Here is a 23603-nt window from a genome sequence, read left to right on the forward strand (position 1 = left end):
CTATTCGGCCGGGGCTGCATCCCGCGCTGGCCCCGTGCGCTTCTGCCCGAAGGCGATTCGCACGCGGCGGTTCATCTCCCGCGTCGTTCTGAACCATTGCGGCGTCGCCACCCAGTAGCGCAGCGTCAGGGTGGCGGCGCTTTCCTCCAGGCTGTCGACGAAGACCTGCGGCGGCGGCGCGGATTCGATCGCGGGATCGTTCTGTGCGATCGACAAAAGCCGGTCGATCTCGCCGTCGATATCGCGATCGTCGGGCACCTTCACCTGGAGATCGTGCTTGCGGGTGCGTTCGCGACTGTAGTTGGTGACGGGCGTGTTCCACAGCGTCGCGTTCGGCGCCAGGCGATAGAGGCCGTCGCTGGTCTTGAGTTCGGTGGCAAACAGCCCGACCTCGGTGATCTCGCCGGAAACGTCCTTCGTCTCGATGTACTCGCCGACCCGGAAGGGCCGCAGCACCAGAAGCATGATGCCGGCCGCGATGTTCTGCAACGTGCCCTGCAGGGCGAGGCCGATGGCAAGGCCTGCGGCACCGAGGGCGGCGATGATCGAGGCGGTCTGCACGCCGAACTGGCCGAGCACCGTGACGAAGACCAGCACGAGGACCGCATAGCGCAGGATGTTCGCGAAGAAATGCGCGAGCGTCGCATCAATGCCGCGCACACGCGAAAGCCCCGTCAGCGCCCAGCGGTGCAGCAGCCGTGAGAGAAACCAGCCGAGCACGAGCAGCACGAGCGCGCCGAGGATCGAGAAGGAATATTGCACGGCAAGCGCGCTCGCCTGAGCCAGCGCCGCCCGTGTTGCGACGATGATGTCGGTTGCCTGTTGTTCCATGAAAGCTTTCCCCATTGATATCAAAGGGGGAATGGCAGGATGCAGGATAAGTTCCGGCGAGAGCATTTCCAGCCGAAGCGGGATCGCTTCGGCGTCGGACAATGCGGAAGAAACAAAATGCTTTAGCGCATGCCCACCTTGAGCCCCGGGGCCGGGCGCTCCTCGAGAATGCGGCGGCGGAAGCGGAAGAGTGCGGCGGGGCGCCCGCCGGTGGCGGCGGTGGAGCCGCCGGTCGCCTCGACCAGCTCGGCACCCTCGACCAGGCGGCGGAAGTTCTGCTTGTGCAGGTGTCGTCCGGAGATTGCCTCTACCGTCGCCTGCAATTCGGTGAGCGTGAATTCCGGCGCCATCAGCTCGAAGATCACCGGACGGTATTTTATCTTGCCGCGCAGCCGCGCCATCGCGGTCGCAAGAATCCGGCGGTGGTCGTGGCGCATGGCGATGCCGGGCACGGGATGGCACGATCCGGTGCGCCCGTCCGTCACCGCCTCCTCGGCAAGGCCCGCTTCATAGAGCAGCTCGTAGCGCTCCAGCACGCGCTCCTCGTCCCAGGGAAAATCGTCGAGGCCGAAGGCGAGGCGCAGGCGCGTGCGCATCGAAGGCAGGGCGCTTACCCGCTCCTCGCGCGTGGTATCGGCGGCGAAGGCCTTCAGGGCGGGGAGAATGATCTGGTCGATGAGGGCCGGCCGGCCCTGCCGCCAATCCTCCCAGGGAAGGTAGGTGTACCAGTCGCGCCAGGCGGCGCCGGCTTCCGCCAGCCGCTCGTTCGCCTCCGCATCTGTACGGGTGAGCGCGATATAGCCGACGGAGACCATGTGTGTGCCGGCCTCGTCCGGCAGCTTCTGGCGGCCGCGGTCGCCGAAGGTGTAGAGCTGTTCGATATAGCCGAGCTTCAGCGCCGTCTGCGCCTCGACGCTGGCGCGCAGGCTCGTCTCGAAGGTGCGGTGCTGGTGGGGATCGAAGGGGCCGAAGGGCAGGGCATCCCGGCCGCCTGCGCCGCCGCCGATGGCGAGGATGCAGGGGGTGCGGCCGGAAATCGCGACGACCGCCGCGTTGAGGCCAATCTCGACGGGCGGACGGACGCGGCTCTCCGTCATGGCTGCGCCGTCTCCGGCGCTGCGGAAAAGGCGAAGGGGCTGTCGCCGACATAGTCCGCCCCGCGGCCGATGGCCTTGACGGCGGCGACGAGCCGCCCGCCGCGCGACAGCACATGATCGCCGATTTCGACCAGCCGGGCGTTCGGCGTCGCCTGCACGGAGGCGTGGCGAAGGCGGGTGGCAAGCTCGTGTTCGTCCTGGTCCGGTTCCACGGCGAGCGCGGCGATCAGCGCGGCGGCGGGTGAGCGGGAAACGCCCATCATGCAATGGACAAGCAGCGGCGCCTGCCGGTCCCAGCCGCGGGCGAACCCGATGATCGCAGCCACATGCTCTTCGCCGGGCGCGACAAGGTTGCCGGTGCCGGCAAAGGCGATGTCGTTGACACCGAGGATCAGGTGGCGATCGGCGGCGATGACGGCCGGGCGGTGGAAACTCTGCTTCGGTGCGACGAGGCTCAGCATGTCGCGGCAACGGTGCCGCACGGCGAGCTCCGCGATCTTGCCGATGGGCGCGACGACGATCGTGCCCATCGTCACACCGCCGCGGCGAGCGGGCCGCGCTCCCGTTCCAGCGCTTCGAAGCGATCCGCAAAGCGCTGCTGCGCAAGGGGCGCGGTGAGCGGGGCGATCTCGATCATGTCGAGTGTGATGCCGCGCGGCGCGCCGAAGAACTTGACCGCCTCGGCATGGGAGAAGCCGGCGAGCTCCGTCGCCTCGAAGAAGGCGGCGACCTGGTCGGCCTTCTTGATCTTCGCCTTCAGGCTCGCGGGCGTGGCGGACGGCAGGCCGAAGCGAAGATGCACGGCCGCCTCCAGCCGTTTCTCCACCGTCTTGTAGCCGCCGCCGACCACCGCCTTGAAGGGCGAGATCATGTCGCCGATCACATATTCCGGGGCGTCGTGCAGCAATGCCATCAGGCATTCGTCGGCATTGCAGCGGTTTTGCTGGCGGAAGATCGCCTCGACGACAAGCGAATGCTGCGCCACCGAAAAGGCGTGGTCGCCGTTGGTCTGGCCGTTCCAGCGCGCGACGCGGGCAAGCCCATGCGCGATGTCGGACAGCTCGATGTCTAGCGGCGAGGGATTGAGCAGGTCGAGGCGGCGGCCCGACAGCATGCGCTGCCAGGCCCTGGGCTCCGTCTTGGCGCGGGCGGCTCCGCTCATTGCGCCGGCACCTCGGCGGTTTCCTGCGGAAAGGCAAGACCCGTCCATTGCGGCAGGACGGCGGTGACAGGCATGCCGTCGGCGGTGATCGGCGTGCCGCCATGCATGGCGTCGGCCGCGCGGTCGATGCGCACGATGGCAAGGCCGCGCGTGCCGGACACGCTGCCGAGCGTGCCGATCGGCTTGCCGCCGGCCAGAAGCTCGGTGCCGGTCGCGGGAAGGTCGGCCTCGGCGCTGACGATGACGGGACGGCGGCGCGCGGTGCCGCGGTGCTGCATGCGGGAGACGACTTCCTGCCCGACATAGCAGCCCTGGCGGAAGGAAAGGCCGCCGGTGAGGTCGAGCAGAATATCGTGCGGGAAGGCATCGCCGAGCGCATAGTCCTGGCCGGCTTCGACGAGGCCGGTGCCGATGCGCAGGGCGTCGTAGAGCGCCGGGTCGTCCTCGCCGCCGGTGCCCGGGCGGCGCGAAAGGAGAAGGCCGGCCTTGGCGAAGCGACCGTCCTGCGGCGCGCCGGCCTCGGGCGCGTCCCAGGCGATCGCCACCGTGTCGCCCTCGACGGTTGCAAGGTCGACCGCGGCGCGCAGCTTGTACATGGTCAGGCGCTTCAGGAGTGCATCGCGCTGCGCGTCCGTCGTCTCGATCAGGAAGGCGCCGTCGCCGTCGCGGCATATTAGAAAGTCGAACAGGATCTTGCCCTGCGGCGTCAGCAGGGCGCCGGGACGAATCTCGCCGGTCGCAAGGTCGGGCAGGTTGGTGGTGATGAGCGATTGCAGGAAGGTCTCGGCATCGGCACCGGAAATGCGGAGGAAGGCGCGGCCGGAAAGTGTGACGGAAGGCATGATTCGATCCAGATTGTGCGCCCGCCGGCACCATGCGGCAGCGGGCGGTGCATGATCGCACCCGTTGAAACAGAGGTAGAACGGCCGGGCGCCTTTCGCAAGGTCGTGCCGCCTTGCGCTGTACGTCCGGATGGCGGAGAAGGACGCCGCGCGAAGAAAGGTGATCCATGATGACGGCAACGCCGACACTTCCCCACGATGCATGGGCCGCCTGGCACCCGCAGGAGCTCGCCCACCGGCTAGCCGGCGTCACACGGCCCTGGTGCATCGTCGGCGGCTGGGCGCTCGATCTCTGGCACGGGGAGCAGATGCGGCCGCACGACGACCTCGAATTCACCATTCTGCGCACCGATTTTGCGGATTTCCGCGCAGCCTTGCCGGGCCTGCGTCTCCATGCGGTCGGCGACGGCCATGTCGAGCCGCTCGGCGCGGAGGACGTGCTGCCTTCAGGCATCGCGCAGGTCTGGTGCGAGGATGTAGCGGCGGGCTGCTGGCGTGTCGACATGATGCTGGAGGACGGCACGCCCGAGACCTGGGTCTACAAGCGCGATCCGTCGATCCGCCTGCCGCGCGCCGATGCCGTGCGCAGGACGGGCGGTGGCATCGCCTATCTCGCGCCGGAGATCGTCCTGCTGTTCAAGGCAAAATACCGGCGCGACAAGGACGAGGCGGATTTCGCCAAGGCGTTGCCGCGGCTCGACGCAAAGCAAAGGTGCTGGTTGCAGGCGTGCCTCGCGCAGGCCTATCCGGATCATGCCTGGAGCGCGGTCTTGTAAGGCTCAGTCGCCGGTGACGAAGAATTTCCACTGGCCGTCCGGCGTGATGCCGACGCGATAGAAATTGTAGCTGCCGAATTCCTTCATGTCGGCGAAGTCGCCGGCGGTGACGATGCGCAGCAGCTCCACCTTTTCCGGCGGCGTCAGCGTGGCGAGCGACTTTTCGGCGAAATAGGGCCAGACATACATTTCGTCCGCGGTGCCCTTGCCGACATACACGAAGCCGGTCGCCAGCACGTCGAGCAGGATCGCCAGAACCTCGATGCCTTCCTCGTCGCCCGACTGGCCCTTGAGGGTTTCGACTGGCCCTTCGTCGGTCTCGACGATGGAGACCTGCGTTTCCGTCATGCCCTTGCCGAGCAGGGGGCGCAGGCGCTCGATATCGCCGGAGGCGGCAGCCTCGACGATGAGTTCGCGCATGCGGCGCACGGGTTCCGGCGCCTTGGCGATGTCGGAGAAGAACTCTACCGGAACCTCCGGTTCGTCGTCAGCCTTGTCGTCGGTGGCGGGCGCGTCGTCGGAGGGTTCTGTCACCGCCTGGTTACGGCGAATCAGCGGATCGGGCAGCGGCAGTTCGAGAGGGCCGGTTTCTTCCTGCTCCTCCTCGACGGGCGGCGTCTGGCCGTCCTCGGCCGGCTTCTGCGGCACCTGCCCCTGCTCGTTCTTCAACTCGCTGAGCGCAAAGGCGGGACGGACGGGTGCCACCAGTGCCGTCGTCGTGAAAAGCACGGACAAGACGATGAGGCTGCTGCGAAACAGCGTTTTGCCGTCAGGCGACGTCTGCATGACTTGTCTTTCCAGCCTATTGCAGGATGCGCTCGGGGGAGAATTCTCCAGCCAGCATGCGCTCGCGCAGCGATTCGAGCATCGCCTCCGCGCCACGTTCGCCGTGAATGCGAATCGTCTCGCGCATGGCGAGCGCGATGGCGGCATCGGCGATGATTTCCGGTTCGATGCCATCAGCCATGCCGTCGGCCCAGGCCTCGTTCTGGTATTCCAGAGCGGCCTGCATCTTCTCGTGCACGATCATCTCGTCGATATCGTTGAGAGTAGGTTCCATTGATCGGTCCATGCGGGGCATTCAGTTCTTACTTGACTGTTAACGACCTTAGCAGCCTTTTCCCAAAACGGCACTGGGTCCTGTAAAAAGAGGTTAATTAACCGCTAATTTCCGAAGCGTGCGGTAATTTCTGTGGCAAGTGTTGCACCTTCGTTACGGTATCTCTCTTCTGCGACAACAGCCGAGTCGGTGCAAGTGGTATAGATGGCCGCAAAGGAACGATATCCACGGTTGAATGCCGCGGTCAGTTTCTCCTGTCTTTTCGGCTCGTTAGCGGCTTCCAGCTCGATGAGGCGCTGCATCGAGGCCCGCCAGCCGTCCTCCGGCTTGTCCATGCAGAGATTGCGCAGGTAGTGCACGGCGCCGAGGATTTCCGAGAGCCGTTCCAGCCGTTCGTCATAGGGTGCGGGCTTTTCCTCGATGGCCGCCGCGGGCGGTATTTCCTTCGCGTCACCTTTTGCCTTCTGGGCGAAGGCGGGCGCGGAAAGCGTCAGGGTGAGAAGGAGGGCGAGCCGAATCACCGTCATGCGGTCTGCCCCGTGCGTTCCGCCTCGAGGCGCCGGATGCATTCGCGCACGCTGTCCGGCGCCGGCAGCTTTTCGATCTCCCCGGCCGTGTACCAACCGACGGCCGCCGCATCGTCCGAGGCGACGGCGATGGCCGTGGCATCCGCCTTTACCTTGAAGACGGAGAGGCGGAACGACGGGCTGCCGGGGCCGTCTTCCCGGCCGGGCAGGTCGTAGGTCGCGAAAAGCAGCGGTTTTTCGGCGCGGATGCCGGTTTCCTCGAAGAGTTCGCGCAGCGCCGTCTCGGCCGGCGTCTCGCCCGGCTCGCCGCGCCCGCCGGGAAAGGCATACATGTCCGCCGAGGGCGGGTTGCTGCGCAGGACCAGGAGATAGCGCCCGTCGCGTTCGATGATGGCGGAGGAGGCGGGCTGGGGCGTCTTGGATTTCTTCATCGCGGTCCGGTTCGGTTGCGCTCGATTGACCCCTTATAGGCAAAGTGCGATGACGATGCCATGTGTGGACGATTTGCATTGCTGGCCAAGCGGGATCTTGCGCGCGACTATCTCGATCTCGCCGAGCTGGGCGACCTGCCCGAGCGCTACAACATCGCCCCGACGCAGCCGATCCTGGTCGTCGTCGCGGGGGAAAGGCAGGAGCCCGGCAGCAACCTGCCGGAGCGCAAGGCCATGCTGGTGCGCTGGGGTTTCATGCCCGGCTGGGTGAAGGACCCGCGCGACTTTCCGCTGCTCATCAATGCGCGCGCCGAGACGGCGATCGGCAAGGCCTCATTCCGTGCCGCCATGCGCCATCGCCGCGTCCTCGTGCCGGCCTCCGGTTTTTTCGAATGGCGCCGGCCGGAAGGGAAGGGCGCCAAGGCGCAGGCCTACTGGATCCGCCCGAAGAAGGGCGAGATTCTCGCCTTTGCCGGACTGGTGGAGACGTGGTCTTCCGCCGACGGTTCGGAGGTCGATACCGGCGCGATCCTGACGACAGCGGCCAACAACGACATTGCCCGCATCCACGACCGCATGCCCGTTGTCATCCGCAGGCAGGACTTTTCGCGCTGGCTCGACTGCAAGACGCAGGAGCCGCGTGAGGTGGCCGACCTGATGACGCCGATCGACGACGGTTTCTTCGAGGCGATCCCGGTCTCCGACAAGGTGGGCAAGGTCGCCAATATGGGGCCGGATATCCTGGAGCCGGTGGAAGAGCGGGCCGACGAAGCGCCGGCGGAAAAGAAAAAGGGCGCGGAAGCGCCCCCATCATCGTCCGGCCAGCTGTCGCTGTTCTGAAATCGCGCCGGCGAGGCCGCCTTGGAGCGGCTCAATCGTAGAGCGGCTGGAGCACGGCCGGAATATCGCGCTTGGAGCGCTTGTCCTCTGTCTTCGCCTCGGGCTTGCAGCGCGTGGCGGCCACGACGGCGGGCAGGCCGAGCGGCTTGTAGCGCGCCTGGAGGTTTTCGTTTGCCGCATGGTTCTGCGGCGGCTGTTTTCGTGCGGTCGACATTGTCTTTCTCCTGAATTGTCAGGCAGCCCCGTTTCGATCCCCCGGTTGCTACCCCCGATGCGTTATGCATTTACGCGGCCCATTCGGCCAAATTCTGCTCAAATTTTGATCGATCTGCGGCAAGCGACTGAAAACACAGGTTTTCGAGATCAACTATTGTGACGGCCGCAAACATTCATTTCCTCGGAACCTGCCGCACCTTGATCATCAGAAAGGCCGCGATGACGGCGCGGATGCCGATCGGATTGTAGCGGCTGGCAAGATCGGTCTCGGGGCGTGTCTCTGTCTTCCGGGTCGTCATGATGCTGTCCCTTCGGTTTGCCGGCGGGCACTGCCGGTCTCACCCCTTCTTTTTCCCATGCGGGCAGGGGCGGCCGTGTCACCGCGGGAACAGGAGGCCTGGCGAGAATTTCGTCCGGGAACGGGCCGCGCCCGCTTGACCGGACGCCCGCACGGCGCGATAAAGCAGGCCATGAAAACGGTACTCTGCATTCGCCGGAGCATTATTCGCTAGCGCACGCGCTGGCCCGGCCGTTTTCGTCCCTCAAAATCCCCGGATGACAACGACCCGGCCAGCCGGGTTTACGCCTTTTGGGGAGATTTCTATGGCCGAAAAGCCGGTCCTGACGCTGTACAACACGCTCACGCGCTCGAAGGAGCCCTTCGCTCCCATCGATCCCGACAATGTGCGCATGTATGTCTGCGGCCCGACGGTCTACGACTTCGCCCATATCGGCAATGCGCGGCCGGTCATCGTCTTTGATGTGCTGTACCGCCTGCTGCGCCATGTCTACGGCGAAGACCACGTCACCTATGCCCGCAACATCACCGACGTCGACGACAAGATCAACGCCCGGGCACTGCGCGATTTCGGAAAGGAGATCGGCGACGGCACGCTTTCGCTCAACGAGGCGATCCGCCGGGTGACGGAGAAGACGGCGAACCAGTTCCACGCGGATATCGCCGCGCTCGGCACCATGGAGCCGACGCACGAGCCCCGCGCCACGGAGTTCGTCCAGCCGCGCGGCGACGGCAAGGTCGACATGATCACGCTGATCGAACGCCTCATCGAGCGCGGCCATGCCTATCAGGCGGGCGGCGAGGTGCTGTTCGACACGCAGTCCATGGCCGACTACGGCCAGCTTTCCAAGCGCAACCTCGACGAACAGCAGGCCGGCGCCCGCGTCGCCGTCGACGTGCACAAGAAGAACCCCGGCGATTTCGTGCTCTGGAAGCTCTCCTCGCCGGAAGAGCCCGGCTGGGAAAGCCCCTGGGGCCGCGGCCGTCCGGGCTGGCACATCGAGTGCTCCGCCATGTCCGCCGCCTATCTCGGCGAGACCTTCGACATCCATGGCGGCGGCCTCGATCTCATCTTCCCGCACCACGAGAACGAGATCGCCCAGTCGCGCTGCGCGCATGGCACGCCGGTCATGTCGAATATCTGGATGCACAACGGCTTCCTGCAGGTCGAAGGCCGCAAGATGTCGAAGTCCGAGGGCAATTTCTTCACGATCGCAGAACTCTTGCACGAGGAGAAGTTCGGCGGCCGCAAGTGGCCGGGCGAGGTGCTGCGCCTCGCCATGCTGATGACGCATTACCGCGAACCGATCGACTTTTCCGTCAAGCGGCTGGAAGAGGCGGAGCGCCTGCTTGCCAAATGGCCCGCCGGCGGCAATCCGGCCGAGGGCCGGGTGGATGAAAGCGTGCGTGCGCCGCTTTTCGACGATCTCAACACCGTCGCGGCCGTGCAGGCGCTGCATGCGCTCGCCCAGTGCGCCAATGCCGATCCGCTGATGCTGCCGGTCTTCGCCGCCAGCGCCGAACTTCTTGGCGTCCTGCCGAAGAAGGCCGAGATCTCCAAGGCGCTCGAGGATAGCATCGAAACGCTGATCCAACTTCGCCTGGAAATGCTCAAGGCGAAGAACTTCGCCGAAGCCGACAAGATTCGCGACGACCTCGCCGCCAGGGGAGTCCAGCTGAAGGACGGCAAGGACGCCCAGACGGGCGAGCGTGTGACGACATGGGAGGTGAAAAGGTGACCACCCCCTTCTACACCGGCGGGTGCCAGTGCGGTGCCGTGCGCTTTCATGTCGAAGGGGCGCTCGGCGATGCGTCGGTCTGTCATTGCCGCATGTGCCAGAAGGCGAGCGGCAATTTCTATCTGCCGCTGGTCTCCGTGCGGCAGGCCAAGCTGACCTGGACGCGGGGAGAGCCGAAGCGCTTCCAGTCGTCGAACCATGGCTATCGAGGCTTCTGTGCCGATTGCGGCACGCCGCTGACCTATGAGGCGCCGGACGGCGTGGCGCTGACCATCGCCGCTTTTGACGACCCGGCGGAGATCGCCCCGCGCATCCAGTGGGGCGTCGAGGCGAAGCTGCCCTATGTGGACGCGATTTGCGACCTGCCGGGGGAAGAGACAATGGCGGACCAGGAGGCGGCGTCCTTTCTCGCCGACCTTGTCTCCTACCAGCATCCGGACCACGACACGGACGCATGGCCGCCGGAGCGCAAGCCATGAGCATTTCCCGCATCTATACCGGCGGGTGCCAGTGCGGCGCGGTGCGCTATCGGGTGGAAGGCACACTCGGCGATCCGCATCTGTGTCATTGCCGCATGTGCCAGAAGGCGGCCGGCAACTATTTCCTGCCGCTTGCCAATGCGCCACGCGACCGTTTCACCATGACCCGCGGCGAGGCCGGCTGGTTCCAGTCCTCGGAGATCGTGCGCCGCGGTTTCTGCCGCGATTGCGGCACGCCGCTGTTCTACGACGCGCTCGCCGCCGACCATATCAATGTGACGCTCGGCTCGCTCGACGATCCCGACGATGTCCGCCCGGTCGCTCAGGCGGGCGTCGAATCGCGGCTCGTCTGGTTCGCGCAGCTGGCGAAACTGCCGGAAAGCGAGAGCGAGGACGGCGAGTTCGGCGCGGCACGTCACATCGTGGTCCGCGCCTCCAACCGTCAGCACCCGGACTATGACACGGACCATTGGCCGCCGGAGGACATTCCATGACCGAGACCCGGCCGGAGCTCGGTTTTCCGCGCAAGTGGCTCTATCTCATCGCCGGCAAGCTGATCCTGATCACTGCCGTGGTGGTCGCCGTCGTCGTCTATTCCGCCTATCGTTGAAGGAGCTGCCATGAGCGTCGAACAGGAAGAGACAAGAACCGGGGGCTGCCAGTGCGGCGCCGTGCGTTTCCGTATCAAGGGCGGGCTCGGCCGCCCGTCGATCTGCCATTGCCGCATGTGCCAGAAGCAGTTCGGCGGTTTTTTCGGCCCGCTCGTCACGGTCGAGGGCGAGGTGGAGTGGTCGCGCGGCGAGCCGGCCTATTTCCAGTCCTCGATCAACATCGCCCGCGGCTTCTGCCAGCAATGCGGCACGCCGCTGGCCTACAAGCATCCCGGCGGGCTGGAGATCGCCATCGGCGCCTTCGACAGGCGCGATGACCTCGCGCCGCAGATCCAGGTCAATTTCGACGCACGGCTTCCCTGGGTCGAGGCGATCTTTTCCGCGCCCGCCCACAAGGACCCCGATTACTACAGCCAGCAGGAGAAGATCATCTCCTTCCAGCACCCCGACCACGAAACAGAAAACTGGCCTGCCCACGGAATGAAATTATGAGCGAGACCCTGCGTACCCTCTATCCCGAAATCGAACCCTATGCCTCCGGCCATCTCGACGTCGGCGATGGGCATGTCATCTACTGGGAGCGCGCCGGAACGCCCGGTGCGAAGCCGGCGGTGTTCCTGCATGGCGGCCCCGGCGGCGGGTTCTCGCCCGCCCACCGCCGCCTGTTCGATCCCGCCCTCTACGACGTGACGCTGTTCGACCAGCGCGGTTGCGGCAAGTCCACGCCGCATGCGGAGCTGGAGGCCAACACGACCTGGCATCTCGTTGCCGACATCGAACGCCTGCGTGAAATGGCCGGCGCCGAAAAATGGCTGGTCTTCGGTGGCTCCTGGGGCTCGACGCTGGCGCTTGCCTATGCGGAAAAATATCCCGAGCGCGTCTCCGAGCTCGTGGTGCGCGGCATCTACATGCTCACCAAGGGCGAGCTCGACTGGTACTACCAGTTCGGCGTCTCGGAAATGTTCCCCGACAAGTGGGAGCGTTTCATCGCGCCCATTCCCCCGGAAGAGCGGCACGAGATGATGCATGCCTATCACCGCCGCCTGACGAGCGATGACAAGGCGACCCGTATCGCCGCGGCTCTTGCCTGGAGCCTGTGGGAAGGCGAGACGATCACGTTGCTGCCGGAGCCCTCGACGAGCGACAAGTTCGGCGAGGACGAGTTCGCCCACGCCTTTGCCCGCATCGAGAACCACTTCTTCGTCAATGCCGGCTGGCTGGACGAGGGGCAGCTCCTGCGCGATGCGCACAAGCTGGAGGGCATTCCCGGCCTCATCGTGCACGGGCGCTACGACATGCCGTGCCCGGCAAAACAGGCCTGGGCCCTGCACAAGGCGTGGCCTGAGGCGGAATTCTACCTCGTCGAGGGGGCGGGGCACGCCTATTCCGAGCCGGGCATTCTCGACCGGCTGATCTACGCGACGGACAAGTTCGCGGGGAAAGTTTGAGAGACTGCCCCTCACCCCAACCCTCTGCCCGCATGCGGGGAGAGGGGGCCTGTCGAATGCAGGATTCGGGTTCGAGGTTTTCGGCGCGGCATATTCCTTCTCCTCACCTGCGGGGAGAGGGTGGCGGCAGCCGGATGAGGGGCGGATTGAAGTGTTCAATGAGTTCCCAGGGAGGGAACAGATGAAAAAAGACCGTATCTACCTTTTCGACACCACGCTGCGTGACGGCCAGCAGACGCCCGGCATCGACTTTTCCGTCGAGGACAAGATCGCCATTGCCGGCATGCTGGACGCGTTCGGCCTGGACTATGTCGAGGGCGGCTATCCCGGGGCCAACCCGACGGATACGGCTTTCTTCTCGAAGAAGCGCACCGGCCGTGCGAAATTCGTCGCCTTCGGCATGACGAAACGCGCCGGCATTTCCGCCTCCAACGATCCGGGCCTTGCCGCGCTTCTCGACTCGAAGAGCGACGCGATCTGTCTTGTCGCCAAGAGCTGGGACTATCATGTGCGCGTGGCGCTCGGCTGTTCCAACGAGGAGAACCTCGAGAGCATTGCCGAATCGGTCAAGGCCGTCGCCGCCTCCGGTCGCGAAGCCATGGTCGACTGCGAGCATTTCTTCGACGGCTACAAGGCCAATCCGGCCTATGCGCTGGCCTGTGCCGCCACGGCCTATGCCTCCGGCGCCCGCTGGGTGGTGCTGTGCGACACCAATGGCGGCACGCAGCCGTCAGAGGTGCAGGCGATCGTCCGGGCGGTGATCGCCGCCGGTGTGCCCGGCGACAATCTCGGCATCCACGCCCACAACGACACGGGGCAGGCCGTTGCCAATTCGCTTGCCGCCGTCGAAGCCGGCGTGCGCCAGATCCAGGGTACGCTGAACGGCATCGGCGAGCGCTGCGGCAATGCCAATCTGGTGACGCTCATCCCGACGCTGGCGCTGAAGGAGACCTATGCGACGCGCTTTTCGATCGGCATCGACACGGAGGACCTGACGGGCCTCACCAAGCTTGCCCATACCTTCGATGAATTGCTGAACCGTTCGCCGGACCATCAGGCGCCCTATGTCGGGGCTTCCGCCTTCGCCACCAAGGCCGGCATCCATGCCTCGGCGCTCCTGAAAGACCCGCGCACCTACGAACATGTGACGCCGGAAAGCGTCGGCAACCTGCGCAAGGTCATGGTGTCCGACCAGGGCGGCAAGGCGAACTTCATCAATGCGCTCAAGCTGCGCGGCATCACCGTGGGCAAGGATGACCCGAAGCTCGATCGTCTCATCCAGATCGTCAAGGAACGCGAGGCGACCGGGTATGCCTATGAGGGCGCGGATGCGAGCTTCGCGCTGCTGGCCTACCGCACGCTCGGCACGGTGCCGGAGTTTTTCCACGTCGAAAGCTTCCGCGTGATGGTGGAGCGCCGCTACGACGCCAACGGCCAGCTCAAGACCGTCTCGGAGGCCGTGGTGCGCGTCGTCGTTGATGGCGAGACGATGATGTCCGTTGCCGAAGGTCACGGCCCGGTCAACGCGCTCGATCTCGCGCTGCGCAAGGACCTTGGCAAGTATCAGGCCGAGATCGCCGACCTGGAGCTGGCGGATTACAAGGTGCGTATCCTCAACGGCGGCACCGAGGCCATCACCCGCGTCCTGATCGAATCCACTGATGCCAGCGGCGCGCGCTGGTGGACGGTCGGGGTTTCCGACAACATCATCGACGCGTCCTTCCAGGCCTTGATGGATTCCATCATCTACAAGCTCCTGAAGAACCGCGGGGAGGCGGGGCGGGTGGCCGCGGAGTAGCGGGGCGAGGTTCAGCGCCGCTCATCGTCCCTTCACCGGAATGAATTGGTGCATAACCTTCCTTTGGAGTATCCCGTCGAAAAATCCATGAAATGACGGGATACCACGCCATGGCCGACGCTAAATCCACCAGCGGCCCCGAAACCGGCGATTCGCCGCGCGGTTTCGCCTTCGCCTTGACGGCCTACGTGTTCTGGGGGTTCCTGCCCTTCTTCATGAAGGCCGTCGCCCACATTCCCGCTGCCGAGGTGGTGGCGCACCGGATCGTCTGGTCGGTGCCGCTCGCCGGGCTGGTGCTGATCTGGCTCGGCCGCACCGCCGATATCAAGGTGGCGTTGCGCTCGCCGCGCATGCTCGCCATGGCGACGCTGACGGCGGTGCTGATCACCATCAACTGGGGCATCTATGTCTGGGCCATCGGCGCCGGCCGGGCCATCGAGACGGCCCTCGGTTATTACATCAACCCGCTTTTCTCGATCTTCCTCGGCGCCGTCCTCCTGAAGGAAAAACTCGACCGGACGCAGATTCTGGCGATCGGGCTTGCGGCCTTGGCGGTGGGGATCCTTGCCTTCGACGCCGGCGGGCTGCCGTGGGTGTCCATTAGCCTCTGCATCTCCTGGGGCTTCTATGCCTTCTTCCGCAAGACGCTGCCGATCGGTCCGAATCAGGGTTTCTTCCTGGAGGTTCTGCTGTTGAGCGTGCCGGCGCTCGGCTATATTTTCTGGCTCGAATCCTCGGGGCAGGGCCATTTCGGTGATACCGGTGCCGCCGATGTTCTCTGGCTGCTCGCCTGCGGCGTCGTCACTGCCATCCCGCTGATGATCTATGCCAATGGCGCCAAGCTGCTGCGCCTGTCCACCATCGGCATCATGCAGTACATCGCGCCGACGATGATCTTCTTCATCGCCGTCTTCGCCTTCAACGAACCTTTCGGCACGACGAAGCTCATCGCCTTCGCCTTCATCTGGGCCGCGCTTCTCCTCTATTCCAGCTCCATGCTACGGACGGCGCGGGCAAAGCGTCTTGCGGCCATGGAGCTCAAGCCGGCGGAATAGACGATGGCCGTTTTGCAGACGGCGCGTCTGACGCTCAGCCCTTGCCGGCCAGGCGACCGCGCGGACTTCATCGATCTGGAGCGTGATCCGGAGGTGATGCACTTTCTGAACGGGGGATATGCCGTCGATCGGGAGACGGTCGCGCCGAACGCGACCTTTCTGATGCCGACCGGCACGGAGCCCTATGTCTGGACAGCCCGTCGGACGGCCGATGGCGTCTTTGTCGGCTGGTTCTGCCTCTGGCCGGAAAGCGAGACGCTGGCTGAACTCGGCTATCGCCTGCATCGCGTGAACTGGGGCCAGGGGTTGGCCGCAGAGGGGGCGGAGGCTCTCGTCGACTGGGGTTTTGAAACCGCCGGATACGAAAAGATCGTGGCGACGACGATGACCGTGAACCAGGCTTCGCGCCGCGTCATGGAAAAGATCGGCATGAGGCATGCGCGGACGGTGTCCGGCGATTTTCCCGATCCGATCGCGGGCAGTGAGCACGGCGAAGTGTGGTACGAACTCGACCGCCCGTAAGGCGAGCTTCCGTTTCTCTTGAGAAGATCAGAGCCTGGCTATGATGTCGGCTTCGCCTTCGCGGTCGACCTGGCCGGCCCAATGGTCAACGAGCGCCGCGACGATCTCTTCCGGTTCGTCGATCACCATCGGCTGCACGAGATGGGCCGTGTGGATGAAGCCTTCGTCCGCCATGTGGCGGATGAGCTTGAGCATCGGGTCCCAGAAGCCGCCGATATTGGCGAAGACCATCGGCTTGCGGTGGCGGCCGAGTTGTGCCCAGGTCATCACCTCGACGATCTCCTCCAGCGTGCCGATGCCGCCCGGCAGCGCCACGAAAGCGTCGGCGCGCTCGAACATCTTGTGTTTGCGCTCGTGCATGTCGGGCGTGATGATCAGCTCGGAGAGCTGGCCGAGCGAATGGCGGGTGGCCTCCATATCCATGAGAAACTGCGGTATGATGCCGGTGACGCGGCCGCCATGCGAGAGCACGCCGCTGGCCACCGCCCCCATGATGCCTTTCGTGCCGCCGCCATAGACGAGGCGGAGATGGTTTTCGGCCATCGCCTTGCCGAGGCGTCGCCCGGCGGAGACATAGGTGGTTTCGCGGCCCGGCTGGGAGCCGCAGTAAACGCAGACGGATCGAATCGGCAGGGTTTGTTCGCTCATGACGGGATTCAGCCACCCGGCTGGCAGCCCGTCAAGGATAATGACGAAAAAGCGCGGGGCGGCGGCTCCGGAACGTCCCGGGAACCTTGTGCAAAACATTGGGAATCGATAGCAATTTCAGGAGGGGACCCCCGGGAAACCGGGACAGAGAGAGAGTTGATGATGAAGAACAAGACCGGTCTGGTGGCCTTGATCGTGCTGGCGGCGGCAACGCTGCTCATGGTTTTCTTCGTGCTGCCCAACATGAACAAGGACAAGCCGGCCGAAACCCCGGTCGCGAGCCTTACCAATACGACGACGCAAGGCGGCGGCGAGACCACGACGGCCGAGGGCAAGCAGGCCCGTCCGACGACGGGAACCGGCGAGGCAGCGACGGGCGGAGAAGCGACCGGCACGGGCTCTGCTGCCGGAAGCGAGAAGCCGGCCGATGCGACGACAGGCGAGGCTGCGACCGCGACCCAGGAGGTCGCCAAGGCGGAAACGACGCCGGCCGATCCGACCGCCGGCTGGGTCACGCCTGCCTTCGATCTCCTGCGCGTCGAGCCCGATGGTTCGACGGTGATCGCCGGCCGCGGCCAGCCGAACACCAAGCTGGAGATCAAGAATGGCGAGACCGTCGTCGCGACGGCCGATATCGGCCCGTCCGGCGATTTCGCGGCCGTCTTCGATCAGCCGCTCTCGGCCGGCGACTATCAGCTCACCCTGAACACCAAGGACGACAAGGGCGTCTCGAAGACCTCGGACGAGGTGGCGACCGTCTCCGTGCCGAAGGATGCCGGCGGCGAGCTCCTGGCCATGGTCTCCAAGCCCGGCGAGGCGAGCCGCCTGATCACGGTGCCGGACACCGCGGACAAGGCTGCCGCTACCGCGGAAAAGACCATCGACCAGCCAGCCGGCGAAACCGCCGCTGCCACCGATGCGGGCGCAGCCGGCACCGCGGGCGAACAGCCTGCCGGGACGGAAACGGCCGGGACGAGCGGCGGCAATGCGGCAGCCACGGGCGAAACCGCCACGGCCGCTGCGACGGAGACGGCGGGAGCAGCCGGCAGCGCGGCGACGGAAACGGCGGCCAAGCCCCAGGCCCGTGTTTCGGCCGTCGAGCTGGAAGGCGAGCGCATGTTCATTGCCGGCACGGCCAAGCCGGGCGCGCTTGTGCGTATCTATGCCGACGACACGCTCGTCGGCGAGGCGAAGGCGGATGATCAGGGCCGCTACGTGGCCGATGGCACGATCGACCTGTCGGTCGGCCGCCACACCGTCCGCGCCGACGTGATGAGCCCGGATGGCAGCAAGGTCGAATTCCGCGCTTCCGTTCCGTTCGATCGGCCGGAAGGCGAACAGGTCGCCGTTGTCGCGCAGGAGAATGCCACCGGCGATACCGCCCCGGCGCTCGGCCTCATCGGCGGCGGCACGTTCGACAAGCTGCGCACCGAGGCCGACAAGGCGCTGGCGCTGCTCAAGGGCCTCTATGCCGATGGCCGCCTGCCGACCGTCGAGGAGCTGGCGGCTGCCCGGTCCGCGACGGAGATCGCGCTGAAGTCGCTATCGGAGTTCAAGCCCGGCCCGGAAGAGGGCGATGCGGCCCGCGACATGGCCGCCAAGGCCTCGGCCGCTGCGGCCACGGCGCTCGCCCGCCTCCAGGCCCTGCCGAAGGACGCTGCCGCTGTCGGCGGTGCTCTCGGCTCGATCGAGACGGCCGTTGCCGATGCGCTGGCTCCGGCCATCGAGAAGGCGGAGGCCGTGGTCGGCGCGGCGTCGGCCGCGGCGGACAGCTCCATCGAGGCGCTGGCCGGCCAGGCGACGGCGCTCCAGCAGCAGTTCGTTGCGCTGTTCTCCGACGGCCGAAATGCGACGTCGGCGGAAATCCAGACCGCCCGCACCGCGCTTGAAGGCGCCCTCAAGGGCATCACCGGCTTCACGCCCCCGGCGGGCACGGCCGCGGATGTGACGGCGGCCATCGAAAAGCTGAAGGGCTGGGCCTCGACCGCGCTCGACCGCTTCGCCGCGGTTTCGGCCGGCGCCGGCAAGGAGGCCTATCAGCAGGCGCTTGTGGCGCTGGAAGGCATGCCCTCGCTGACGGCCGCCGCCAACGCCGTTGCGTCGGGCAGCGAAGCGGTGGGCGGTGCGCCGGTTGCCGACGCTGCGAGCCCGGCGGAGGAAACCACGACGGCCGGCGGCACCGCGGCTGCGACCGGCAGCGAGAGCGGCACCGCCACCTCGGGCGAAGCCGCCGCAACGGGCAGCGGACAGGCGGTTGCCGAGGAGCCGGAAACGGTCGAGCAGGCGCCGCTGCAGCAGAGCAAGACCTCGGTCATCATCCGCCGCGGCGACACGCTCTGGCAGATCTCCCGCCGCATCTACGGCAAGGGTGTACGCTACACGACGATCTACCTCGCCAACGAGGACCAGATCACCGATCCGGACCGCATCATCCCCGGCCAGGTCTTCGGCGTGCCGGACAAGACGGTGGAAAGCGATGCGGAGGCGGAAGAGCTGCACCGCAAGCGCGTTCGCGGCAATTGATCCCTCGCAGGTCCGGCAGGGCGGAGTTTGCCGGACTTGCACAAGGACAATTTCCCGCCGGCCGTTGCGAAGCGGCCGGCAAGGACCTATCTCCCCGATGCGGCGCCCCTACCGGGCGCCGCATTTTCATTCGGCAAGTCCGGCAAGAAACGAAGACCGGGGCGTGACGGCGATCCGGCGGAGGCCAGCGTGGCGAGAACGACGAAAAAGACGGTTTCGGCCGACAGCAGCAATCCCCTCCACACGCTGGTGAACCTCTGGCCCTATATGTGGCCTTCCGACCGGCCCGACCTGAAGATGCGCGTCGTCTGGGCGTCGGTCTTCCTGCTCGCCTCGAAAATCGTGCTGCTGCTGGTGCCCTATTTCTTCAAGTGGGCAACGGATGCGCTGAACGGCAAGGCGGATGCCGTCTCGCTTCTGCCGACCTTCCTGCTTGGCGCCGTCATGCTGGTGCTTGCCTACAACGGTGCGCGCATCCTGCAGGCCGGCCTCAACCAGCTGCGCGACGCGCTGTTTGCCAGCGTCGGGCAATATGCCGTGCGCCAGCTCGCCTACCGCACCTTCGTGCACCTGCACCGCCTGTCGCTGCGCTTCCATCTGGAGCGGCGCACCGGCGGCCTGTCGCGTGTCATCGAGCGCGGCACCAAGGGCATCGAGACGATCGTGCGCTTCACGATCCTCAACAGCGTGCCGACCTTCATCGAGTTCCTGCTCACCGCCGCCATCTTCTGGTGGGGTTACGGGCTGCAGTATCTTCTCGTCACGGCCGTCACTGTCTGTCTCTACATCTGGTTCACGGTGCGTGCGAGCGACTGGCGCATCTCGATCCGCCGCTCGATGAACGACAGCGACACCGAAGCCAACACCAAGGCGATCGACTCGCTGCTCAACTTCGAGACGGTCAAGTATTTCGGCAACGAGGAGATGGAGGCGCGCCGCTTCGACCAGTCCATGGCGCGCTACGAGAAGGCGGCGACCCAGGTCTGGACCTCGCTCGGCTGGCTCAATTTCGGCCAGGCGCTGATCTTCGGTGTCGGCATGGCGGTCATGATGGCGATGTCGGCGCTTGCCGTGCAGCGCGGCGAGCAGACGGTCGGCGATTTCGTCTTCATCAACGCCATGCTGATCCAGCTCGCCATCCCGCTCAACTTCATCGGCTTCGTCTACCGCGAAATCCGCCAGGGCCTGACGGATATCGAACAGATGTTCGATCTGCTCGAAGTGGAGGAAGAGGTACAGGACAAGCCCGGTGCCAAGGACCTCATCATCGCCGATGGCGCGATCTCCTTCAGGGACGTGCATTTTTCCTATGATCCGGCGCGGCCGATCCTCAAGGGCGTCTCCTTCGATGTTCCCGCCGGCAAGACCGTCGCCGTCGTCGGCCCGTCCGGAGCAGGGAAGTCGACGCTCTCGCGGCTGCTCTATCGTTTCTACGACGTGCAGGAGGGCGCGATCACCATCGACGGGCAGGATGTGCGCGATGTCACGCAGAAGAGCCTGCGCTCGGTGATCGGCATGGTGCCGCAGGATACCGTGCTCTTTAATGACACGATCGCTTACAACATCCGCTACGGCCGACCTGGCGCCAGCGACGAGGAGGTCACCGCCGCCGCTGAGGCGGCGCAGATCGGCCCCTTCATCCGCCACTTGCCGGAAGGCTTCAAGGCGATGGTCGGTGAGCGTGGCCTGAAACTCTCCGGTGGCGAGAAGCAGCGCGTCGCCATCGCCCGCACCATCCTGAAGAGCCCGCCGATCCTCATTCTCGACGAGGCGACCTCGGCGCTCGACACCCGCACGGAGCAGGAAATCCAGGCGGCACTCGACGTCGTCTCGAAGAACCGTACCACGCTCGTCATCGCACACCGCCTCTCCACCGTCATCGCGGCGGACGAAATCATCGTGCTGAAGGACGGCGGCATTGCCGAGCGCGGCACGCATGGCGAATTGATGCAGCGCGACGACGGCCTCTACGCCTCCATGTGGAACCGCCAGCGCGAGGCCGTGCAGGCCGAGGAGCGCCTGAAGCAGGTGCGCGAAAGCGACGAACTCGGTATTATCGTGCGCGGTGCGCCCGCCGCGGAGTGATCACGCTCCCGGCGCGGCGAAGAGGATCAGGTTGCCGTCCGGATCGAGGAGGATGAAGGTCCGCGCCCCCCAGGGCTCCGTCCGGAGCGTTTTGTGGAACGCGACGCCGGCCGCCTGATAGCCGAGGAAAAGCGCCTTGATCTCCGCCGCGCTGTCGAGCGTGATCGAGGCCGAAAGCAGTTCTTCCCGTTGGCGGATGTCTCCGACGAAGACGGGCTCGTGCACCAGTCGCAGGCAGAGCCGTGCCCGGTCACGCACAACGACCCCGTAGAATGGCGGGTCGCCATAGGCGAAATCGACGGCAAAGCCGAGCTTTTCCGTAAAGAAGGCGAGGGAGGCGGCGAAATCGGCGACGTAGAGGATCGGCTCCGCTCCGCTGAGGATCGGGCCTTGCTGCATGCTTTCGGTCGTGCTGTTCATGATGGGGGCTCCTGTTCTGAGCGCCTGCCAGTCCGCAAACCCGTTCTGACGGGCGACGAGCGCCTGCGCATCGGCAAGCGAGAATGCGGCGTCGAGCACCTCCCGATCGGTCAGATCCCGGAAAGCGGGCAGACCGGCACGGATGATCGCCGCCACCGGATGGTGTCGTTCACGATGCCAGCGCAGGAACTGCTTGGCCTGCTTGCGGAGGTTTTCGATGTTCGGCATGGGCGCTGCTACGGTTTCGGTCGTAGGTGGGCATTGCCCCTTCGGCTCCCGCCGATGCGCCCTACAGCAACACGGAAAGTGTGCCCGCACCGCCCGGCGGTTGTCAACCGCAGGGCGGGAAAGCACGGGATCGGACGGTTGAGAACCGCACTTGCACCTGGTGGGTCGGGCACCGGAGAGGGCCGTGCGCCTGGGGGCTAATCGCCACGCCGCATTGCCCCCATCGCCATTTCACGCTAGGTCGATGGCGTGAAATCATCAGGAGATGTCGGAAGATGAGTTTGGTCGATACGATACGCAGCACCCTGGTGCCGATTCATCGGGAGGGCTGGAAGTTCGTGGCCGGCTTCTTCGTCGCCTCGCTGCTCCTCGGCGCAGCCTGGGAACCGCTGATGTGGATCGGTTTCGTGCTCACGGCCTGGTGCGCCTACTTCTTCCGCGATCCCGAGCGCCTGACGCCGCAGGATGACGACCTTGTGATCAGCCCGGCCGATGGCCGCGTCTCGGCCGTCGCCATGGTGACGCCGCCAGCCGAACTGGAACTCGGCGACCAGCCGATGATGCGCATCTCGGTCTTCATGAACGTCTTCAATTGCCATGTGAACCGCGCGCCGATGCGTGGCCGCGTCACGCGCGTCGCCTATCGTGCGGGAAAATTCCTCAATGCCGATCTCGACAAGGCGAGCCAGGAGAACGAGCGCAACGGCCTCGTCATCGAGAGCGCGCACGGGCCGATCGGCGTCGTGCAGATCGCCGGCCTCGTCGCCCGCCGCATCCTGTGCTGGACCAACATGAACGACAGCCTGGAGGCCGGCGAACGCTTCGGCCTCATCCGCTTCGGCTCGCGCCTCGACGTCTTCCTTCCGGCAGGCGTGCAGCCGCGCGTCAGCGTTGGTCAGACGGCGATCGCCGGTGAGACGGTGCTGGCAGAATTCGGCTCGGCCAAGGGGCCGGTCATCAGCCGTCGCGGCTGAGGAAACGAGAAGAGAGGCAACAGGCAGTCGCCAACAGGGTTTCGCAACATCGACCCTTTCTGCCTGCCGCCCGAAAACAGCAAAGCGAAAAGCGATGGACACACCCTTTCCGCCCTATGAGCCGAATGGACCGAACGACGAAGCGCGCGGTCCGCGCCTGCGGGAAATCCCGCTGCGCATCATCATCCCGAACCTCATCACGGTGCTTGCCATCTGCGCGGGTCTCACCGGTATCAGGCTCGCCTTCGAAAACCGGTACGAGCTCGCCGTCGGCATGGTGCTGCTCGCCGCCTTCCTCGATGGCATCGATGGGCGTATCGCGCGCCTCCTGAAGGCCACCTCGAAGTTCGGCGGCCAGATGGATTCGCTCGCCGACATCGTCAATTTCGGCGTGGCGCCGGCACTCGTGCTCTACGTCTTCATCCTCGACCAGGCGCGCTCCTTCGGTTGGATCGCGGCGCTGATCTATGCCATCGCCGCCGGCCTCAGGCTGGCGCGTTTCAACGTCATGGCCGAGCGTGAGACCAAGGCGAAGTGGCAATCGGAATATTTTGTCGGGGTGCCGGCACCGGCCGGCGCCATGCTGGTGCTGTTGCCGGTCTATCTCGGTTTCCTTGGTCTCGCGCCGAGCCCGCTCTTTGCCTATCTCGCGTCCGGCTACACCGTGCTGATCGGCTTCCTGCTGGTCAGCCGCCTGCCGGTCTGGTCCGGCAAGTCGGAAGGCAGCCGCATCCGTCGTGACCTCGTGCTGCCGGGCATTCTGCTCGTTGTGCTCTATGTCGCAACGCTGATGAGCTTCACCTGGGAAACCATGGTGGTGACGGTCGTCGCCTATCTGGCGACCCTGCCGTTCGGCGCCCGCTCCTGGCAGCGTAAATATGGCGGCTGGACGGCGCCAGTGACACCGGGGGCCAGCGAGTTCCCCGAGGATCCCGACGGGCAGTAGCAACGCCCATCACATCCATGTGAATTTTCAGAAAGCCCTGTCCACAT

At 65.6% G+C, this 23603-nt stretch carries 27 protein-coding genes; 14 read left to right on the plus strand and 13 right to left on the minus strand.

The window, feature by feature from the left end:
• From EXZ48_RS06455 to EXZ48_RS06475, 5 genes are all read right to left on the minus strand, one after another.
• Nucleotides 1–831: a mechanosensitive ion channel family protein gene (locus EXZ48_RS06455; protein ID WP_130514918.1), complete on the minus strand. Its 831-nt coding sequence runs from the start codon at nucleotides 829–831 to the stop codon at nucleotides 1–3.
• Nucleotides 832–953: 122 nt separating this feature from the next.
• Complete coding sequence (locus EXZ48_RS06460) at nucleotides 954–1928, minus strand: hypothetical protein (RefSeq protein WP_024271434.1); 975 nt, start codon at nucleotides 1926–1928, stop codon at nucleotides 954–956.
• Nucleotides 1925–2458 carry a tyrosine phosphatase family protein gene (locus EXZ48_RS06465; RefSeq protein ID WP_130514920.1) on the minus strand — a complete coding sequence of 178 codons (534 nt, stop codon included), beginning with the start codon at nucleotides 2456–2458 and terminating at the stop codon, nucleotides 1925–1927. The genes EXZ48_RS06460 and EXZ48_RS06465 overlap by 4 nt, the downstream gene beginning before the upstream one ends.
• A gap of 2 nt (nucleotides 2459–2460) precedes the next feature.
• Complete coding sequence (locus tag EXZ48_RS06470; protein WP_050742873.1) at nucleotides 2461–3090, minus strand: YfbR-like 5'-deoxynucleotidase; 630 nt, start codon at nucleotides 3088–3090, stop codon at nucleotides 2461–2463.
• A complete protein-coding gene (locus EXZ48_RS06475; protein ID WP_130514922.1) occupies nucleotides 3087–3932 on the minus strand; it encodes a folate-binding protein YgfZ in 846 nt (281 codons plus the stop codon). The genes EXZ48_RS06470 and EXZ48_RS06475 overlap by 4 nt, the downstream gene beginning before the upstream one ends.
• Nucleotides 3933–4099: 167 nt before the next feature.
• On the opposite strand from EXZ48_RS06475, the gene EXZ48_RS06480 reads away from it, so the two are divergent.
• Nucleotides 4100–4708 (plus strand): nucleotidyltransferase domain-containing protein, encoded by a 609-nt coding sequence (locus tag EXZ48_RS06480; protein WP_130514924.1) that lies wholly within the window; start codon nucleotides 4100–4102, stop codon nucleotides 4706–4708.
• A gap of 3 nt (nucleotides 4709–4711) precedes the next feature.
• On the opposite strand, the gene EXZ48_RS06485 is transcribed toward EXZ48_RS06480, so the two are convergent.
• From EXZ48_RS06485 to EXZ48_RS06500, 4 genes are all read right to left on the minus strand, one after another.
• Nucleotides 4712–5494 (minus strand): hypothetical protein, encoded by a 783-nt coding sequence (locus EXZ48_RS06485; protein ID WP_130514926.1) that lies wholly within the window; start codon nucleotides 5492–5494, stop codon nucleotides 4712–4714.
• Between the two features lie 16 nt (nucleotides 5495–5510).
• On the minus strand, nucleotides 5511–5780 hold the full coding sequence (locus tag EXZ48_RS06490; RefSeq protein ID WP_037409294.1) for a hypothetical protein: 270 nt from the start codon (nucleotides 5778–5780) through the stop codon (nucleotides 5511–5513).
• A 92-nt stretch (nucleotides 5781–5872) separates the two neighbouring features.
• Nucleotides 5873–6295 (minus strand): TIGR02301 family protein, encoded by a 423-nt coding sequence (locus EXZ48_RS06495; protein ID WP_130514928.1) that lies wholly within the window; start codon nucleotides 6293–6295, stop codon nucleotides 5873–5875.
• Nucleotides 6292–6726, minus strand: coding sequence for an NUDIX hydrolase (locus EXZ48_RS06500; RefSeq protein WP_130514930.1), 435 nt, complete (start codon nucleotides 6724–6726; stop codon nucleotides 6292–6294). The genes EXZ48_RS06495 and EXZ48_RS06500 overlap by 4 nt, the downstream gene beginning before the upstream one ends.
• 60 nt (nucleotides 6727–6786) lie before the next feature.
• Between EXZ48_RS06500 and EXZ48_RS06505 the strand changes: the two genes are divergently transcribed.
• A complete protein-coding gene (locus EXZ48_RS06505) occupies nucleotides 6787–7566 on the plus strand; it encodes an SOS response-associated peptidase (protein WP_130514932.1) in 780 nt (259 codons plus the stop codon).
• Nucleotides 7567–7597: 31 nt separating this feature from the next.
• Here EXZ48_RS06505 and EXZ48_RS06510 read toward each other — a convergent pair whose 3' ends face one another.
• Both EXZ48_RS06510 and EXZ48_RS35760 read right to left on the minus strand, forming a co-directional pair.
• Nucleotides 7598–7780, minus strand: a complete 183-nt coding sequence (locus EXZ48_RS06510; RefSeq protein WP_023513237.1) for a hypothetical protein — start codon at nucleotides 7778–7780, stop codon at nucleotides 7598–7600.
• A gap of 175 nt (nucleotides 7781–7955) precedes the next feature.
• Entirely contained in the window at nucleotides 7956–8081 is a 126-nt protein-coding gene (locus EXZ48_RS35760; protein WP_023513238.1) for a hypothetical protein, read from the minus strand.
• 304 nt (nucleotides 8082–8385) lie between these two features.
• Here EXZ48_RS35760 and cysS point away from each other — a divergent pair, with 304 nt between their 5' ends.
• From cysS to EXZ48_RS06550, 8 genes are all read left to right on the plus strand, one after another.
• On the plus strand, nucleotides 8386–9819 hold the full coding sequence (cysS, locus tag EXZ48_RS06515; RefSeq protein ID WP_130514934.1) for a cysteine--tRNA ligase: 1434 nt from the start codon (nucleotides 8386–8388) through the stop codon (nucleotides 9817–9819).
• On the plus strand, nucleotides 9801–10298 hold the full coding sequence (locus EXZ48_RS06520) for a GFA family protein (protein ID WP_037409296.1): 498 nt from the start codon (nucleotides 9801–9803) through the stop codon (nucleotides 10296–10298). The genes cysS and EXZ48_RS06520 overlap by 19 nt, the downstream gene beginning before the upstream one ends.
• Complete coding sequence (locus EXZ48_RS06525) at nucleotides 10295–10792, plus strand: GFA family protein (RefSeq protein WP_023513241.1); 498 nt, start codon at nucleotides 10295–10297, stop codon at nucleotides 10790–10792. Before EXZ48_RS06520 ends, EXZ48_RS06525 begins: the two co-directional genes overlap by 4 nt.
• A 126-nt stretch (nucleotides 10793–10918) precedes the next feature.
• Nucleotides 10919–11401, plus strand: coding sequence for a GFA family protein (locus tag EXZ48_RS06530; protein WP_130514936.1), 483 nt, complete (start codon nucleotides 10919–10921; stop codon nucleotides 11399–11401).
• Nucleotides 11398–12357, plus strand: coding sequence for a prolyl aminopeptidase (gene pip / locus EXZ48_RS06535; RefSeq protein ID WP_130514937.1), 960 nt, complete (start codon nucleotides 11398–11400; stop codon nucleotides 12355–12357). Before EXZ48_RS06530 ends, pip begins: the two co-directional genes overlap by 4 nt.
• A gap of 181 nt (nucleotides 12358–12538) precedes the next feature.
• On the plus strand, nucleotides 12539–14155 hold the full coding sequence (gene cimA, locus EXZ48_RS06540) for a citramalate synthase (RefSeq protein ID WP_050742881.1): 1617 nt from the start codon (nucleotides 12539–12541) through the stop codon (nucleotides 14153–14155).
• A gap of 110 nt (nucleotides 14156–14265) precedes the next feature.
• Nucleotides 14266–15210: an EamA family transporter RarD gene (gene rarD / locus EXZ48_RS06545; RefSeq protein ID WP_050742882.1), complete on the plus strand. Its 945-nt coding sequence runs from the start codon at nucleotides 14266–14268 to the stop codon at nucleotides 15208–15210.
• 3 nt (nucleotides 15211–15213) lie between these two features.
• Nucleotides 15214–15732, plus strand: a complete 519-nt coding sequence (locus tag EXZ48_RS06550; protein ID WP_130514938.1) for a GNAT family N-acetyltransferase — start codon at nucleotides 15214–15216, stop codon at nucleotides 15730–15732.
• A 27-nt stretch (nucleotides 15733–15759) separates the two neighbouring features.
• On the opposite strand, the gene EXZ48_RS06555 is transcribed toward EXZ48_RS06550, so the two are convergent.
• Nucleotides 15760–16380, minus strand: coding sequence for a TIGR00730 family Rossman fold protein (locus tag EXZ48_RS06555; protein WP_050743150.1), 621 nt, complete (start codon nucleotides 16378–16380; stop codon nucleotides 15760–15762).
• Nucleotides 16381–16539: 159 nt separating this feature from the next.
• Here EXZ48_RS06555 and EXZ48_RS06560 point away from each other — a divergent pair, with 159 nt between their 5' ends.
• Together EXZ48_RS06560 and EXZ48_RS06565 are read left to right on the plus strand one after the other, a co-directional pair.
• A complete protein-coding gene (locus EXZ48_RS06560; protein WP_245461962.1) occupies nucleotides 16540–18903 on the plus strand; it encodes a LysM peptidoglycan-binding domain-containing protein in 2364 nt (787 codons plus the stop codon).
• Between the two features lie 189 nt (nucleotides 18904–19092).
• Nucleotides 19093–20988, plus strand: a complete 1896-nt coding sequence (locus EXZ48_RS06565; RefSeq protein WP_050743151.1) for an ABC transporter ATP-binding protein/permease — start codon at nucleotides 19093–19095, stop codon at nucleotides 20986–20988.
• Here the strand turns inward: EXZ48_RS06565 and EXZ48_RS06570 are convergent, their stop codons facing one another.
• Nucleotides 20989–21636 carry a VOC family protein gene (locus EXZ48_RS06570; protein ID WP_023512607.1) on the minus strand — a complete coding sequence of 216 codons (648 nt, stop codon included), beginning with the start codon at nucleotides 21634–21636 and terminating at the stop codon, nucleotides 20989–20991.
• Between the two features lie 275 nt (nucleotides 21637–21911).
• On the opposite strand from EXZ48_RS06570, the gene EXZ48_RS06575 reads away from it, so the two are divergent.
• Together EXZ48_RS06575 and pssA are read left to right on the plus strand one after the other, a co-directional pair.
• Entirely contained in the window at nucleotides 21912–22610 is a 699-nt protein-coding gene (locus EXZ48_RS06575) for a phosphatidylserine decarboxylase (RefSeq protein WP_023512608.1), read from the plus strand.
• 94 nt (nucleotides 22611–22704) lie between these two features.
• A complete protein-coding gene (gene pssA / locus EXZ48_RS06580) occupies nucleotides 22705–23556 on the plus strand; it encodes a CDP-diacylglycerol--serine O-phosphatidyltransferase (protein ID WP_023512609.1) in 852 nt (283 codons plus the stop codon).
• Nucleotides 23557–23603 lie beyond the last annotated feature (47 nt).

This window comes from Shinella sp. JR1-6, assembly GCF_004284735.1.
GTDB lineage: Bacteria > Pseudomonadota > Alphaproteobacteria > Rhizobiales > Rhizobiaceae > Shinella.

Bases quoted from the DNA above. Each gene is read 5' to 3' on its own strand.
- EXZ48_RS06525 (WP_023513241.1), top strand. From the start codon at position 10,295: ATGAGCATTTCCCGCATCTATACCGGCGGGTGCCAGTGCGGCGCGGTG.
- EXZ48_RS06495 (WP_130514928.1), bottom strand. From the start codon at position 6,295: ATGACGGTGATTCGGCTCGCCCTCCTTCTCACCCTGACGCTTTCCGCG.
- EXZ48_RS06475 (WP_130514922.1), bottom strand. From the start codon at position 3,932: ATGCCTTCCGTCACACTTTCCGGCCGCGCCTTCCTCCGCATTTCCGGT.
- EXZ48_RS06500 (WP_130514930.1), bottom strand. From the start codon at position 6,726: ATGAAGAAATCCAAGACGCCCCAGCCCGCCTCCTCCGCCATCATCGAA.
- EXZ48_RS06520 (WP_037409296.1), top strand. From the start codon at position 9,801: ATGGGAGGTGAAAAGGTGACCACCCCCTTCTACACCGGCGGGTGCCAG.
- EXZ48_RS06530 (WP_130514936.1), top strand. From the start codon at position 10,919: ATGAGCGTCGAACAGGAAGAGACAAGAACCGGGGGCTGCCAGTGCGGC.
- EXZ48_RS06470 (WP_050742873.1), bottom strand. From the start codon at position 3,090: ATGAGCGGAGCCGCCCGCGCCAAGACGGAGCCCAGGGCCTGGCAGCGC.
- EXZ48_RS06570 (WP_023512607.1), bottom strand. From the start codon at position 21,636: ATGCCGAACATCGAAAACCTCCGCAAGCAGGCCAAGCAGTTCCTGCGC.
- EXZ48_RS06505 (WP_130514932.1), top strand. From the start codon at position 6,787: ATGTGTGGACGATTTGCATTGCTGGCCAAGCGGGATCTTGCGCGCGAC.
- pssA (WP_023512609.1), top strand. From the start codon at position 22,705: ATGGACACACCCTTTCCGCCCTATGAGCCGAATGGACCGAACGACGAA.
- EXZ48_RS06485 (WP_130514926.1), bottom strand. From the start codon at position 5,494: ATGCAGACGTCGCCTGACGGCAAAACGCTGTTTCGCAGCAGCCTCATC.
- EXZ48_RS06560 (WP_245461962.1), top strand. From the start codon at position 16,540: ATGATGAAGAACAAGACCGGTCTGGTGGCCTTGATCGTGCTGGCGGCG.
- pip (WP_130514937.1), top strand. From the start codon at position 11,398: ATGAGCGAGACCCTGCGTACCCTCTATCCCGAAATCGAACCCTATGCC.
- EXZ48_RS06465 (WP_130514920.1), bottom strand. From the start codon at position 2,458: ATGGGCACGATCGTCGTCGCGCCCATCGGCAAGATCGCGGAGCTCGCC.
- cimA (WP_050742881.1), top strand. From the start codon at position 12,539: ATGAAAAAAGACCGTATCTACCTTTTCGACACCACGCTGCGTGACGGC.
- rarD (WP_050742882.1), top strand. From the start codon at position 14,266: ATGGCCGACGCTAAATCCACCAGCGGCCCCGAAACCGGCGATTCGCCG.
- EXZ48_RS06555 (WP_050743150.1), bottom strand. From the start codon at position 16,380: ATGAGCGAACAAACCCTGCCGATTCGATCCGTCTGCGTTTACTGCGGC.
- EXZ48_RS06480 (WP_130514924.1), top strand. From the start codon at position 4,100: ATGATGACGGCAACGCCGACACTTCCCCACGATGCATGGGCCGCCTGG.
- EXZ48_RS35760 (WP_023513238.1), bottom strand. From the start codon at position 8,081: ATGACGACCCGGAAGACAGAGACACGCCCCGAGACCGATCTTGCCAGC.
- EXZ48_RS06510 (WP_023513237.1), bottom strand. From the start codon at position 7,780: ATGTCGACCGCACGAAAACAGCCGCCGCAGAACCATGCGGCAAACGAA.
- EXZ48_RS06550 (WP_130514938.1), top strand. From the start codon at position 15,214: ATGGCCGTTTTGCAGACGGCGCGTCTGACGCTCAGCCCTTGCCGGCCA.
- EXZ48_RS06490 (WP_037409294.1), bottom strand. From the start codon at position 5,780: ATGGACCGATCAATGGAACCTACTCTCAACGATATCGACGAGATGATC.
- cysS (WP_130514934.1), top strand. From the start codon at position 8,386: ATGGCCGAAAAGCCGGTCCTGACGCTGTACAACACGCTCACGCGCTCG.
- EXZ48_RS06575 (WP_023512608.1), top strand. From the start codon at position 21,912: ATGAGTTTGGTCGATACGATACGCAGCACCCTGGTGCCGATTCATCGG.
- EXZ48_RS06455 (WP_130514918.1), bottom strand. From the start codon at position 831: ATGGAACAACAGGCAACCGACATCATCGTCGCAACACGGGCGGCGCTG.
- EXZ48_RS06460 (WP_024271434.1), bottom strand. From the start codon at position 1,928: ATGACGGAGAGCCGCGTCCGTCCGCCCGTCGAGATTGGCCTCAACGCG.